Origin of the sequence: Amycolatopsis silviterrae (genome assembly GCF_042684085.1) — a bacterium.
GTDB lineage: Bacteria > Actinomycetota > Actinomycetes > Mycobacteriales > Pseudonocardiaceae > Amycolatopsis > Amycolatopsis silviterrae.
In genome coordinates, this window is record NZ_JBHUKS010000023.1 from 16,299 (window position 1) to 28,700 (window position 12,402).

11 protein-coding genes are annotated in these 12,402 nt (G+C 70.1%); 9 read left to right on the forward strand and 2 right to left on the reverse strand.

Annotation, left to right across the window (positions count from 1 at the left end; all coding sequences use genetic code 11):
• The first annotated feature begins 169 nt into the window (after positions 1 to 169).
• The 6 genes from ACFSVL_RS28435 (at position 170) to trmB (ending at position 5,122) form a co-directional block, all read left to right on the forward strand.
• Positions 170 to 1,105, forward strand: coding sequence for an ABC transporter ATP-binding protein (locus tag ACFSVL_RS28435; protein ID WP_378308626.1), 936 nt, complete (start codon positions 170 to 172; stop codon positions 1,103 to 1,105).
• Positions 1,106 to 1,133: 28 nt separating this feature from the next.
• Complete coding sequence (locus ACFSVL_RS28440) at positions 1,134 to 1,874, forward strand: hypothetical protein (protein WP_378308627.1); 741 nt, start codon at positions 1,134 to 1,136, stop codon at positions 1,872 to 1,874.
• Between the two features lie 157 nt (positions 1,875 to 2,031).
• Complete coding sequence (locus ACFSVL_RS28445; protein WP_378308628.1) at positions 2,032 to 2,940, forward strand: ABC transporter ATP-binding protein; 909 nt, start codon at positions 2,032 to 2,034, stop codon at positions 2,938 to 2,940.
• The gene (locus tag ACFSVL_RS28450; protein ID WP_378308629.1) at positions 2,937 to 3,680 is read left to right on the forward strand and encodes a hypothetical protein; all 744 of its coding nucleotides are present in this window, start codon (positions 2,937 to 2,939) and stop codon (positions 3,678 to 3,680) included. The genes ACFSVL_RS28445 and ACFSVL_RS28450 overlap by 4 nt, the downstream gene beginning before the upstream one ends.
• 218 nt (positions 3,681 to 3,898) lie before the next feature.
• Positions 3,899 to 4,393, forward strand: a complete 495-nt coding sequence (locus tag ACFSVL_RS28455; protein WP_378308959.1) for a hypothetical protein — start codon at positions 3,899 to 3,901, stop codon at positions 4,391 to 4,393.
• 21 nt (positions 4,394 to 4,414) lie between these two features.
• Positions 4,415 to 5,122: a tRNA (guanosine(46)-N7)-methyltransferase TrmB gene (gene trmB / locus ACFSVL_RS28460; RefSeq protein WP_378308630.1), complete on the forward strand. Its 708-nt coding sequence runs from the start codon at positions 4,415 to 4,417 to the stop codon at positions 5,120 to 5,122.
• A 303-nt stretch (positions 5,123 to 5,425) separates the two neighbouring features.
• Here the strand turns inward: trmB and ACFSVL_RS28465 are convergent, their stop codons facing one another.
• Positions 5,426 to 7,696 carry an FtsX-like permease family protein gene (locus ACFSVL_RS28465; protein WP_378308631.1) on the reverse strand — a complete coding sequence of 757 codons (2,271 nt, stop codon included), beginning with the start codon at positions 7,694 to 7,696 and terminating at the stop codon, positions 5,426 to 5,428.
• The gene (locus tag ACFSVL_RS28470) at positions 7,693 to 8,388 is read right to left on the reverse strand and encodes an ABC transporter ATP-binding protein (protein WP_378308632.1); all 696 of its coding nucleotides are present in this window, start codon (positions 8,386 to 8,388) and stop codon (positions 7,693 to 7,695) included. Before ACFSVL_RS28470 ends, ACFSVL_RS28465 begins: the two co-directional genes overlap by 4 nt.
• A gap of 187 nt (positions 8,389 to 8,575) precedes the next feature.
• On the opposite strand from ACFSVL_RS28470, the gene ACFSVL_RS28475 reads away from it, so the two are divergent.
• Genes ACFSVL_RS28475 through ACFSVL_RS28485 form a run of 3 tightly spaced genes read left to right on the forward strand, consistent with a single transcriptional unit; the run spans position 8,576 to position 12,366 of the window.
• The gene (locus ACFSVL_RS28475) at positions 8,576 to 10,378 is read left to right on the forward strand and encodes a sensor histidine kinase (protein WP_378308633.1); all 1,803 of its coding nucleotides are present in this window, start codon (positions 8,576 to 8,578) and stop codon (positions 10,376 to 10,378) included.
• Complete coding sequence (locus tag ACFSVL_RS28480) at positions 10,375 to 11,028, forward strand: response regulator (protein ID WP_378308634.1); 654 nt, start codon at positions 10,375 to 10,377, stop codon at positions 11,026 to 11,028. The genes ACFSVL_RS28475 and ACFSVL_RS28480 overlap by 4 nt, the downstream gene beginning before the upstream one ends.
• A gap of 30 nt (positions 11,029 to 11,058) precedes the next feature.
• Positions 11,059 to 12,366, forward strand: coding sequence for an amidohydrolase family protein (locus ACFSVL_RS28485; protein WP_378308635.1), 1,308 nt, complete (start codon positions 11,059 to 11,061; stop codon positions 12,364 to 12,366).
• Positions 12,367 to 12,402: the final 36 nt, after the last annotated feature.

Below are 12,402 nucleotides of genomic sequence, written 5' to 3' on the forward strand. Positions count from 1 at the left end.
CCGGGTGAAAATCAGGGTCGGCTCAGGGGCATCCCCCATCGCACTCCGCCTCGGGAAGCGATTAGGTACTACTCAGGTCGGGTAGCGGGTTCGGTCCTCAGGATGACGCGAAAACGGCCGCGCTGAGACAGGATGAACGCAGTCCGCACCGCCGTAGAGGGAGCAGGGGATGATCGAGGCAACAGGTCTCACCAAGCGTTACGGGAACACGCTCGCGGTGAACAACCTGTCGTTCAGCGTGGCCGCCGGGAAAGTCACCGGCTTCCTCGGTCCGAACGGCGCAGGCAAGTCCACCACCATGCGCATGATCCTCGGCTTGGACAACCCCACCGGGGGCCAGGTCCGGATCGGCGGCAAGCTGTATCACGACCTGAAGGAACCGCTGCGCACGGTCGGCGCGCTGCTCGACGCGAAATGGGTGCACCCCAACCGCTCGGCCCGCGCGCACCTGCAGTGGATGGCCCGGTCCAACCGGATCCCGGCGGCGCGGGTGGACGAGGTGCTCGACACGGTCGGCCTCACCAGCGTCGCGGGCAAGCGGGCGGGCGGGTTTTCGCTCGGCATGTCGCAGCGGCTCGGGATCGCCGCCGCGCTGCTCGGCGACCCGGAGGTGCTGCTGTTCGACGAGCCGGTGAACGGACTCGACCCGGAAGGCATCCTCTGGATCCGGAAGTTCATGCAGCGCCTCGCCGCCGAGGGCCGGACCGTCTTCGTGTCGAGCCACCTGCTCTCGGAGATGGCGCTCACCGCGACCGATCTCGTGGTCATCGGCAAGGGCCAGCTCATCTCGCAGTCCACCACTGAGGAGTTCGTGGCGCGGGCCGCGGAAAACACGGTAAAGGTGCGTTCGCCGCAGCTTCCGGCGCTGCGTCAGCAGTTGATCTCCGCCAGCGCACAGGTGACCGACGCGGACCAGGCGCTCATTGTGTCCGGAATGGACAGTGCGAAGATCGGCGAGATCGCCGCCTCGGCGAACCTCGTCCTGCACGAGCTGAGCCCGCAGACCGGCTCGCTCGAACAGGCCTTCATGCAGATCACCGGCGACTCCGTCGAGTACCACACCGGGCTCGAAGCTGAGGCGCGGCAGGCCGCGGCCATCCGCTGACCACACTCTCGTTGGGAAGAGAAAAACCATGACTTTGCTCGCGGTCGAACGCATCAAGCTCTTCACCACCCGGTCGCCGTGGTGGTGCGCCCTCATCGCACTGGCCCTCACCATCGGGTTCGCCGGCCTCATCGCCGGTTCGCTCCCGAGCGGGGAGACGCTGTCGGTCGCCAACACCCAAGCCGGGCACCAGTTCGGCATCGCGGTGGTGATGGTGCTGGCGGCGCTGGCGGTCACCACCGAATACCGCTTCGGCACGATCCGCACCACGTTCCAGGCGGTGCCGCACCGGGGCAGCGTGCTGGTCGCCAAGGCCACCGTCGTCGCGGTGCTGTCGCTCGTGATCGGCGAGATCGCCGCCTTCGGCGCATGGGGCCTCGGCTACGCGATCCGCCCGTCGGACTCGGTGGCGCTGCAGTCCTCCGCGGACTGGATCACCGTCGCGGGGGTCGGCGTGGTGTTCGCCTTCGCCGCGGTCATCGCGGTCGCCGTCGGCACGCTGATCCGGCACAGCGCCGGCGCGCTCTCGCTGCTGCTGATCTACGTGCTGGCCGTGGAAAACCTGGTGCAGCTGATCCCGACCATCGGGCCGAAGATCCACGAGTGGATGCCGTTCACCGTCGCGGAGCGGTTCCTCGGCGGCAGCTCCGGCGGGCCCGGCACGGCGGACGCGGCGCTGTCGCAGTGGGGTTCGCTGGCCTACTTCGCCGGCGTGGCCGTGGTGCTGCTGGCCATCGCGATCGGCGTCGCGAAGAAGCGCGACGCGTAAAGACCCACAGGGGCGTTCGGACGAGTCAGGCGGGGGCCGGCGGAGCCGAACAAGGGGAAAAAAGGGGAAAAGGGGAACAAGATCCGGGTCGCCATTCGGGGGGCGGCCCGGATCTTTCCGTTTCGGTAGAGTTCGGTTTCACGAGAAGGGGTGGAACGTGCTCGAAGCGACCGGACTCACGAAGTCCTACGGCGACACCGTCGCGGTGCGAGACCTGACGTTCACCGCGCGCGCCGGTCGCGTCACCGGGTTCCTCGGGCCGAACGGCGCGGGCAAATCGACCACCATGCGGCTGCTGCTCGGGCTCGACGCGCCCACCGCGGGCACCGCGCACATCGAGGGCAGGCCGTACCGGCAGCTGACCGATCCACTGCGCACGGTCGGCGCGCTGCTCGACGCGACGTGGCGGCATCCGGGCCGTTCCGCCCGGCAGCACCTGCGGTTCCTCGCCGCGACGAACGGACTGCCGGACCGGCGCGCCGACGAGGTACTGGAGCTGGTCGGGCTGACCGCGGTGGCGGGCAAGCGCGCGGGCACCTTCTCGCTCGGCATGCTGCAGCGGCTCGGCATCGCGAGCGCGCTGCTCGGCGACCCGCGCGTGCTGCTGTTCGACGAGCCGGTGAACGGACTCGACCCGGAAGGCGTGCACTGGGTGCGCCAACTGCTGCACGGGCTCGCCGCGGAAGGCCGCACGGTGTTCGTGTCGAGCCATCTGCTGCCGGAGATGGAGCAGACCGCGCAGGATCTCGTGGTGATCGGCCGCGGACAGCTCATCTACCAGGGCACCATGGCCGATTTCGTGGCCCGCGCCGGTTCGCGCGGCGTCCGGGTGCGCACGCCGCACGCCGACGAGTTGCGGAAAGCGCTCACCGAAGCCCGCGCGGTTTTCACCGAGGATTCCGGTGCGTTCCTGGTGTCCGAAATGGACAGTGACGCGATCGGCGAACTGGCCTTCACCGCGCGGGCCACGCTGCACGAGCTGAGCCCGCTGGCCGGTTCGCTCGAGCACGCCTACCTCGAATTGACCGGCCAGGCGGCCGAATTCACCAGTGGAGGTGCGCGGTGAATCTGCTGCGGGCGGAACGGATCAAGCTTTTCAGCACGCGCGCGCCGTGGTGGTGCGCGCTGATCGCGGTGGCCGCGCCGATCGCGTTCACCGCGCTGTTCCTCGGGCTGTCCGGGGCCGAAATCACCGCGGACGTGAGCAATACTCAGCTCGCCACGAGCACCGGCCGCACGGTCGCGCTGGTGCTGGCGGTGCTCGCCGCGACCGCCGACTTCAACTGGGGCACGCTGCGGCTCACCTTCCAGGCGGTGCCGACGCGGACGCCGGTGCTGCTGGCCAAGGGCGCCGTGGTGTTCGTGGTCTGCGCGGTGCTCGGCCTGGTCGCCGGCGTCGGCTCGTGGGGGCTGGCGCACCTCGTGCGCCCCGAGGCCGATCTCGGCCTGCACTCCGGAGCCGACTGGCGCGTCGTGTTCGGGCAGACCCTGACGTTCGCGCTGACCGGGCTGCTCGGCGTCGGCGTCGGCCTGCTGCTGCGCAGTTCCGCGCTGACGCTCGCGATCGTGCTCGTGTGGACCCAGCTGGTCGAGGGCCTGGTGCTGCTGATTCCCAAGATCGGCAGCACCGTCTACCCGTGGATGCCGTTCTACGCCGCCGCGCAGTTCGCCGGTGGGGATTTCACCAGGGCGACGCTGAAACTGTCCACGCCTTTCGGCCCGTGGGGATATCTCGCGTATTTCGCGGCGATCAGCGCGGTGTTGTTCGCCGCCGGGGTGGCCACCGCGAATCGGCGGGACGCCTGACCTGCACGTGCACATTCCCGATTGCGTGGCGGGCAATCGGATTAAATTCACGTAAACCGGTGTGGCTTCTCTCACAGCAAGCGGACATACTGTCGGAAACCCACGGATATTCAGTGCAGAGCCCCGTCTCAGCTCTCCGGAGGTGAACCTTGACGGTGGACGCTGATCACAAACTCGTTTCCCGCGACGCTGCGGTACCAACCCCCCGGCTCGAGCCGATGCTGGACCTCGAATGGTCCCAGGCGATCGAACTGCCGCGATTCGCGCTGCCCGCGACCCGGCCCGCCGAACTGCGCCAGGCGTGGGTGCACCGCGCCCCCGAGGACGCGGTGCTCGGGCTGTACCGGCGGGCGAGCGGCACCGACGAAACGCTGCCCGCGCCGTGGTGGCTGCGCGCGGTCGCGAGCGGAAGACTGGATTCGCGCGAACTCGGCTTCCGCATCGAGGACCGGGTGGCGCAACTGCTCGGCAAACGGATGGGCTGGGAATTCGTGCCATGGGCGGCCGACGGCGAATCCGGGTACTGGGAGTTCATGCCGTCCGAACGCGGCAAGTCCGGGCATTCGATCCCGACGACCGTGCTCAACACCGACCGGCACGACGGCTGGATCGACGTGCTGCCCGCGCATTCCGCCCGCGCGCCGGAGCCGGTCGCGGTGGCCGGACTGGCCGGACTGCGCTCCCGGCTCGGGGAGTTCGAAGCGGTCCGCTGACCCGATGCGTATGTTGTCCGGGTGGAAAACGAGGACCAGCCACGACTGCGCAGCGTGGTCAGCTACGTCAAACGCGGCGGGCGGATGACCGTCGGCCAGCAGCGGGCCTGGGAAGAACACTGGCCGCGGCTGGGCCGGACGGTGTCCGAACTGCCGGAGGGACCGGTCGACTTCACCGACTGGTTCGGCCGGGAAGCGCCGGTGATGCTGGAGATCGGCTCCGGCATGGGCGAGACCACGTCGCAGCTGGCCGCCGCCGCGCCGGAGCTGAACTACGTGGCGGTCGAGGTGTACGACCCCGGGCTCGGGCAGCTGATGCTGCGCGCGGAAAAGCTCGGCGTGACGACCCTGCGGCTCATGCACGGGGACGCCGTGGTCCTGCTGACGTCGCACGTCGAGCCGGGCACGCTGTCCGGGGTGCGGCTGTTCTTCCCGGACCCGTGGCCGAAGAAGCGCCACCACAAGCGGCGGATCGTGCAGCCGGAGTTCGTGGCACTGGTCGCGTCGCGGCTCGCGCCGGGCGGGACGTTCCACATGGCCACCGACTGGGAGCACTACGCGGAGCAGATGCTCGAGGTGTGCTCGGCGGAGCCGGCGCTGCGGAACCGGTACGCGGACGAGCCGGGCGGCTGGGCGCCACGACCGGAGTGGCGGCCGGTGACGAAGTTCGAACAGCGAGCGGACCGGGAGGGGCGGGTTTCGCACGACTTGATCTTCGAGAAACGCTGATCTGCGGTTGAGTCGGGTCGGCCTGGGCGAGCTTTGTTGTCTGTGAGGGCCACCTTGAGGGAATCAGGTTCCCTCAAGGTGGCCCTCACAGACTTCTCCAGGATGGCGAAGCACGCGACGCTTGCGGAGCGAGCGAAGCCGTCGGGGCTGGCGTAGTCGGCGACGCGAGCCGTGCTGACGAGACGAGCGAAGCGCGCGAAGCAGCGACGTGACGAAGGGCCGTTGCCGGGTTCCCACCCCCGGCAACGGCCCTTCGCTTTCACCCCCGGTGCCGCCCCTCCCCCGACGAGGGGCGGACGCCCGTTACTCGTCGGCCAGCGGTTCCGCCTGCACCCGCTTCAGCGCGGGCGTGCAGACCGACGCGCCGAGCAGCGCGACCCCGATCCCCAGCACCACCGGCGCGGCGATCCATGGGCTGAACACGACCGACCCCCGTTCCATCGTCGCCATGAAGAGTCCGAGTCCGACCACGACGCCGGTCACGCCCGCTCCGATGGTCGCCACCAGCGCGGGCAGCGCGGCCTCCATCCGCAACGCTCGGGACAGCACCCGTACCGGCGTGCCCGCCGCCATGAGGGCGCCGAACGTCCGCCGCCGGTCCATCACCGAGCCCGCGGTCGCGACCGCGGCGCTGCAGCCCGCGAGGATGCCCGCCGCGACGAGGCCGATGACGGTGACCCGGCGCAGGTCGTTGAGCTGCACCTGCTGTCCGTAGAGGTACTGCTCGCGGCTGCCGATTTCCTGCCCGACCGCGTTGGGCACCAGCGCGGTCCGCACGGCCTCGCGGTTGGCCTCGGCGGTCGGCACGACCAGGGTGACCTGGGACGGCTTAACGCCAGCTGGCACCGCGGACGGGTCGATCACGTATTCGCCGAAGCTGTTGTGCTTCTCCGGGTGATAGGTGCCCGTCTGCACCGCGCCGAGCGGGGTGCCGGTGCTGTCCTCGCCGCCGTAGCGCGCGACGCGCAGGTTGTTCGTGTCCAGCTGGTACGGCGTGTACAGGCCGACCCCGGGCTTGCAGTCCTGCTGACTGATCCCGAGCCGGGTCAGTTTGGCGGCGTCGGCGCAGGTCATGACGTACGCACGCTGCATCGACCGGTAATTCCCCTCGCCCTGCATCACGTAGACGCTGGCCACCGGGACGACCCGTTCGGACAGCCCGGCCTTCGCGAGAGTGGCGTTGGTCCGCTCGGTCGCGTCGGGTGCCCGGTCCGCGTTGACGTCGACGTACAGCGCCGAGTCCACGTACTGGCGGCCACCGCCGGCCAGGGATTCGATCGACGGCAGCAGGGTGAGCGCCATCGACCCGGTGAACACCGCGAGCACGATCCCCGCCGAGGCCCGGTAGGAGCCCTTCGGGTCGTTGCGCAGCCGACGTCCGGCCAGCAGCGACGACGGCCGCCGCCAGACCCGCACGAACGAGCCGCCGACCGCCGAGGTCACCCACGGTCCGACCACCATCGCCGAGCCGACCACCAGCAACAGGCCGAACAACACCAGGTTGCTGCTGCCGCCGCCCCGCGCGCCGAAAACGGTGTAGAAGAAGAACAATCCGGCCGCGGGCAACGCGAGCAACCGCCACCAGCGCAACGGTTTCACCGTGTGGCCGCCGGTCGCGAACAACGGCGTGCGCACCACCCGGCGCAGGCCGAGCACCCCGGCGAGCACCACGAGCAGCGGGACCAGCAGCACGGCGAGCACGGTGAGCCCCACCGGCAACGCGAAGTCCGACGCCAGCCAGGTCCCGCCGTCCCACGGCACGAACGTGGCCAGTCCGCGCAGCGCCGGGCTCACCAGCAGGCCGAGCAGCGCGCCGACCCCAGCGGACAATCCGGTTTCGGCGGCGACCATCGCGGTCACCTGGCCCGGGGTCGCGCCGGCCAGCCGGATCGCGGCGAGCCGTTGTTCGCGGCGGGCGGCGGTGAGCCGGGCCGACGACGCGACGAGCACCAGGCTCGGCACGAGCAGCACGATGATGCCGACCCAGGACAGGACGGTGAGCAGGCTGTCCGGATGTCCCTGCCCGGTCGGGAAGGACGAGGCCGGGAACGCGTCCTGGCCGGACTGTTCCTTGTGCCCGTACGGACGCATCTCCTGCGGGCTGTGCCCGACGAGCGCGACGAGCTGTTCCGGGTACCGCAGCGCCTCGTCGCCGAACGCGGCGACCGGCTTGCCGAAGCGGTTCCCGAGCTGGTCGGCCGGGGTGGCGTTCAGCAGCTTCCCGAGCGCGGGCGACACGATCGTCTCGCCGGGGCCGGGCAGCTGCGGGATGCCCGGCGGCAGCCGCACCGAATCGGTCGGGCCGGTGAGCGCGATGTCGACCCGGGCGACCTGCTTGCCGTCGAAGTAGTCCTTGGAGGAATTGACGAGCAGGGCGTTCTGCTCGCCGGAGTCGTAGCGGCCGCTGCTCTGCCACAGCGCCCGCTGCTCGCGCGCCTGAGTGGCGTACGGCAGGGTCGCCAGCAGCAGGACGAGCCCGGTCGCGACGGCGACGCCGACCGCGGTGAGGATCGCCGAGGTGCGGGTCCGCCGGTCGCCGCGCAGCACCCGGAGGGCGAGCTGGAACGGGTTCATGCCGCGAGCCTCGTCGCGATCAGGCCGTCGCGGATGGCCACGGTGCGCGGCATCGATTCGGCGAGTTCGCGGTCGTGGGTCACCACGAGCACCGCGGCTCCGGACGCCTGCCCGGCGGCGAGCAGCGCGTCCATCGTCTCGCGGCCGGTGCGGGTGTCGAGCGCGCCGGTCGGCTCGTCGGCGAAGATCACCTTCGGCCGGTGGGTGAGCGCGCGGGCGATCGCCACGCGCTGCGCCTCGCCGCCGGAAAGCTCGCCGGGACGGCGGGTCTCCTTGCCCGCCAAGCCGAGTTTGCCGAGCCATTCCCGGGCCGCGGCGATCGCTTCGCCCCGGATTCCGCCCGCCAGCAGCGACGGCAGTGCGACATTCTCTTCGGCGGTCAGCTCGGACACGAGCATTCCGGACTGGAACACGAAACCGAATTCGGTGCGCCGCAGTTCGCTGCGCCGCTTTTCGCCGAATTGGTCGATCCGCTGTCCCTGCAACCAGATCTCGCCGCTGTCGGCGCGCAGGATGCCGGCCAGCACGTGCAGCAGCGACGTCTTGCCGGACCCGGACGGGCCGACGATCGCGATCGCCTCGCCCGGCTGGACGTCGATGTCGATCCCGGCCAGCGCGTGCTGCTGCCCGTAGCGCTTCACCAGTCCGCGCCCCGACAACACCGGTCCGGCACTCCACTGTGGATTCGTCATCCGCCAGCTCTCTCCCTGTATCCGTGATCCGTCTTCGACTGCGACGGAAGGCAGCTTCGCGGATCCGGGCGAAGGTCTGCTTCGGGCAGACGGCCGGTACCGGCTGGGCGGCCATCGGCCGATCGGCCGATGGCGACGAACCACCTGGCCAAGGTGCGCGCGGCCGAGGATCCTCTACCGTCACGGTGTGCCGCACTCCCCGCCGTCGAAAACGCTTGCCGCGCGGGCGACCGAACTCGCCCGCAGGCTCGACATGTCCGTGCTCGTGTTGCTCGCCGCGCTGGCGTTCGACCTCGTGTTCGTGACCGACGCGGCGCTCGACAACGCCGGGCCCCGATTCATCGATCTCGGTCTTTTCCCCGGCATTTTCACGATGGCGGCGTGCGCGCTGTTCGCCCGCAAACGCGCGGCGGTCGCGGGTGTGTTCGGCGCGCTGGCGCTGATGTTCTTCACGTTCTTCATCCGCTACCTGAACATCCCGGCCTACTCCAGCGTGCTGGCGAACCTGAGCATCACCGAGGTCGTGGCCGGGATCGAGATGGTTTACTTCCTCGCCCGCCGGGCCCGGCCGGGGGTCGCGTTCGCGGTGATCAGCGCGCTGGTCCTGGGCGCGCTCACCGCGGTGTTCGGCCGTGAATTCGACAGCAGGCTCTACGCCAGCAGCATCGTGCAGTCGTTGCTTTTCGGGTTCCTGCTCCTCGCCGCGGCCGTGGTCACCGGCGTGGTCGGCCGCCCGCGCCGCGAGCGCGACCCGGCGGCCGTGGAACGCCTGCGAAACATGCACCGGTTCACCGAATTGGTGCGCGGCCAGTGGCCGTTGATCGGCATGCTCAGCATCGGCGTGCTGATCGAATTCGGCTACACCTACGAAAGCGGCAGCCGCGGTTTCCCGCTGCTGGCCTGTTCGATCGGCGCCGCCGCGGTGACCGCGCTGTCGCCGCGCCGTCCGCGCGACGCGATCCTGGTGGTCGCCGGGATCCTCCTGCTGTCCGCGCTCGCGACGCCGTTCCTGCATCCCAGCCACAGCTATCAGCTGCTCGGCGGCATGCCGCCGACCCAGATCGTGGCCGCTTTCGGTGTGGTCGTGAACGTGGTGCGCGCGGTGCCGCTCGCGCGGGCCTGGCCGCGGATCGTGGTGCTGTCCGGCGTGGTCGCGGTCGGGTCGGTGCTGAACTTCAGCCAGTACCGCACCGGACGGCTGCTGACTGATCCGATGACGCTCGGGATGCTCGCGACCGTCGCCGTCCTGCTGCTCGGCATCGCCATCGCGATCGGCCTCTACCTGCGGTCCCGCGATTCCGAACGCGCGCAGGTGGTGAAGTCGGCGGTCACCGACGCGCAGACGTCGGAACGGATGGCGCTGGCCAGGGAGCTGCACGACGTGGTCGCGCACCACGTGACCGGGATCGTGGTGCAGGCGCAGGCCGCGCGGATGATGGGGGAGAAGAACCCGGAACTCGCGTTCGAGGCGATGGGCCGGATCGAGAACGCCGGGGTGGAGGCGCTCGCCGCGATGCGCCGCCTGGTCCGCAGCATGCGCGGCGACGCACAGGCCGGTTCGGGCGAGTTCAACGAGCAGGCGACCACCGATCTTGCCGCCGACCTGCGCAGGCTCGTCGACGCGGGCAACCACGGGGTGCCGACGAAACTGGAGCTGAACCTCCCGCCGGACCTGCCGCACGAGGTAGGCCGGTCCGCGTTGCGGCTGGTCCAGGAGTCGCTCACCAACGTCGGCAAGCACGCCTCGGACGCCACCGAGGCGGTCGCGCTGGCCGAGGTCGTCGGCGGCGAACTGCACCTGAGGGTGACCGACAACGGCACCGGGCAGACTCATCGTCCGGCCGGCGGGTCGGGCGGATACGGTCTGGTCGGCATGCGCGAACGCGTCGCGCTGCTGCACGGCAGGCTTTCGGCAGGCCGCGAGCCGAACGGCGGCTGGCGGGTCGAAGCGTGGCTGCCGCTCGAGGCGAACGGGGAGACAGACGGGTGATCCGGGTACTGATCGCGGACGACCAGGAAATGGTGCGGATGGGATTCCGCATGATCCTGGACGCTCAAGACGACATCGAGGTGGTCGCGGACGTTCCGGACGGGGTCTCCGCGGTCGCCAAGGCGCGCGAACTGCGCCCGGACGTGTGCCTGCTGGACATCCGCATGCCGGGGCTCGACGGGCTGGAGGTCACCCGCCAGCTGGCCGGCCCGGACGTCGCCGACCCGCTGAAGGTCGTCGTGGTGACCACCTTCGACCTCGACGAATACGTGCACACCGCGCTGCGCAACGGGGCGAGCGGCTTCCTGCTCAAGGACGCCGGGCCCGCCCTGCTGATCGAGGCGGTGCGCGCGGCCGAACGCGGCGACGCGCTGGTGTCGCCGCAGATCACCGTGCGGCTGCTGAAGCATTTCGACGGCGGCACCACGGTGAAGCGCGAGGCCCCGGCCCCGTCGGAACCGCTGACCGCGCGCGAGCTGGACGTGGTGAAGGCCGCCGCGCGAGGACTCACCAACACCGAAATCGGCGCGGAACTGTTCCTGTCGCTCTCGACGGTCAAGACGCATTTGGCTTCGGTACAGGGCAAAGTCGGCGCGCGTAACCGAGTGGAAATCGCAGCTTGGGCCTGGCGTAGCGGCGTAGTGGATTAACCGCTACTGGCACGCCCGTACTATCTCGTTATGTCGCGTCGATTCCATGCCCCCGTCGTTCTCCCCGCCGACCCGTCCTGTTCGCTGCTCCGCGACGCCGTCGTGGACGTTGACGACGAAGGCCGGATTACGCATACCGGACCGGCTTCGAGCGCACCGGAGTTCACCGGCGAGGTGACCCGGCTGACCGGAATCCTGTTGCCCGGCTTGGTGAACGCACACGCACACAGCCCGATGACGCTGCTGCGCGGAATGGGCGGCGACCTGCCGCTGCTGCGCTGGCTGCGCGAGATCATCTGGCCGACCGAGGCGAAGCTGAAGCCGACTGATGTCCGTACCGGGATGCTGCTCGGCTCGGTCGAAATGCTCCGGCACGGCGTGACGACCAGCGCGGAAATGTATTTCGAGGGCGAACAGCTCGTGGACGCGGTCCTCACCACCGGCGGCCGCGTCCTCGTCGCGCCGCCGGTGATCGAGCTGCCCGGGATGGACTGGCGCGCGACCCTGGCCTCGATCGACCGCTGGATCGACGCCGACGGCCTGCGCTTCGGCCCCGGCGAACGCATCGAGCTGGGCTACGGCCCGCACTCGGCGTACATGCTGAACCCGGACGGCCTGCGCGCCACCGCGGAATCCGCTGCCGCGCGGGGTGCGCTGGTGCAGATCCACATCGCCGAGGCCGCCGCGGAGGATCTTGAGCAGCGCAAGGAGTACGGCTCGGTGCCTCGCCTGCTGGACTCGCTGGGCATGTTCAACGGCCGCACGCTCGCCGCGCACGCGGTCCACCTGTCGGACGAGGACATCGCGATCTTCGCCGCGCGCGGCGTCGGAATGGCGCACTGCCCTGGCTCGAACGCGAAGCTGGCTTCCGGCATCGCCCGGATCAAGGACCTGCGCGCGGCAGGCGTCGCGATCGGCCTTGGCACCGACGGCCCCGCGTCGAACGACGACATCGACCTGTGGGAAGAACTGCAGCTCACCGCGATGCTGGCCCGCCTGGCCAACGACGACTCCACCGTGGTGACCGCCAAGGACGTGTTCCTGATGGCCACCCGAGGCGGAGCCGAGGCCCTCGGCCGCCACGACCTAGGCGTACTGGAACCAGGCCGCTGGGCCGACCTGGTGCACGTCGACCTAGACGACCCAGCTTTCGCGGCGGGCCTGGACGTACCGGACGAGCAACTGCTGGCGAACCTGGTGTGGGCAGCCGGTTCACGCCGAGTGCGGGATGTATGGGTCGCCGGCGAACAGGTAGTCGCCGACGCCGAACCGACCCGAGTCGACCGCCGCGAAATCCAGGCGACAGTCGCCGACACCGCGGCCCGCCTACGCGCCTAACACCGTCCGTGAGGGGAACCCTGCGGGACTCTGATT

Coding starts and splice junctions, on each gene's coding strand:
- ACFSVL_RS28435 (WP_378308626.1), top strand. CDS start 170: ATGATCGAGGCAACAGGTCTCACCAAGCGTTACGGGAACACGCTCGCG.
- ACFSVL_RS28440 (WP_378308627.1), top strand. CDS start 1,134: ATGACTTTGCTCGCGGTCGAACGCATCAAGCTCTTCACCACCCGGTCG.
- ACFSVL_RS28455 (WP_378308959.1), top strand. CDS start 3,899: ATGCTGGACCTCGAATGGTCCCAGGCGATCGAACTGCCGCGATTCGCG.
- ACFSVL_RS28465 (WP_378308631.1), bottom strand. CDS start 7,696: ATGAACCCGTTCCAGCTCGCCCTCCGGGTGCTGCGCGGCGACCGGCGG.
- ACFSVL_RS28470 (WP_378308632.1), bottom strand. CDS start 8,388: ATGACGAATCCACAGTGGAGTGCCGGACCGGTGTTGTCGGGGCGCGGA.
- ACFSVL_RS28485 (WP_378308635.1), top strand. CDS start 11,059: ATGTCGCGTCGATTCCATGCCCCCGTCGTTCTCCCCGCCGACCCGTCC.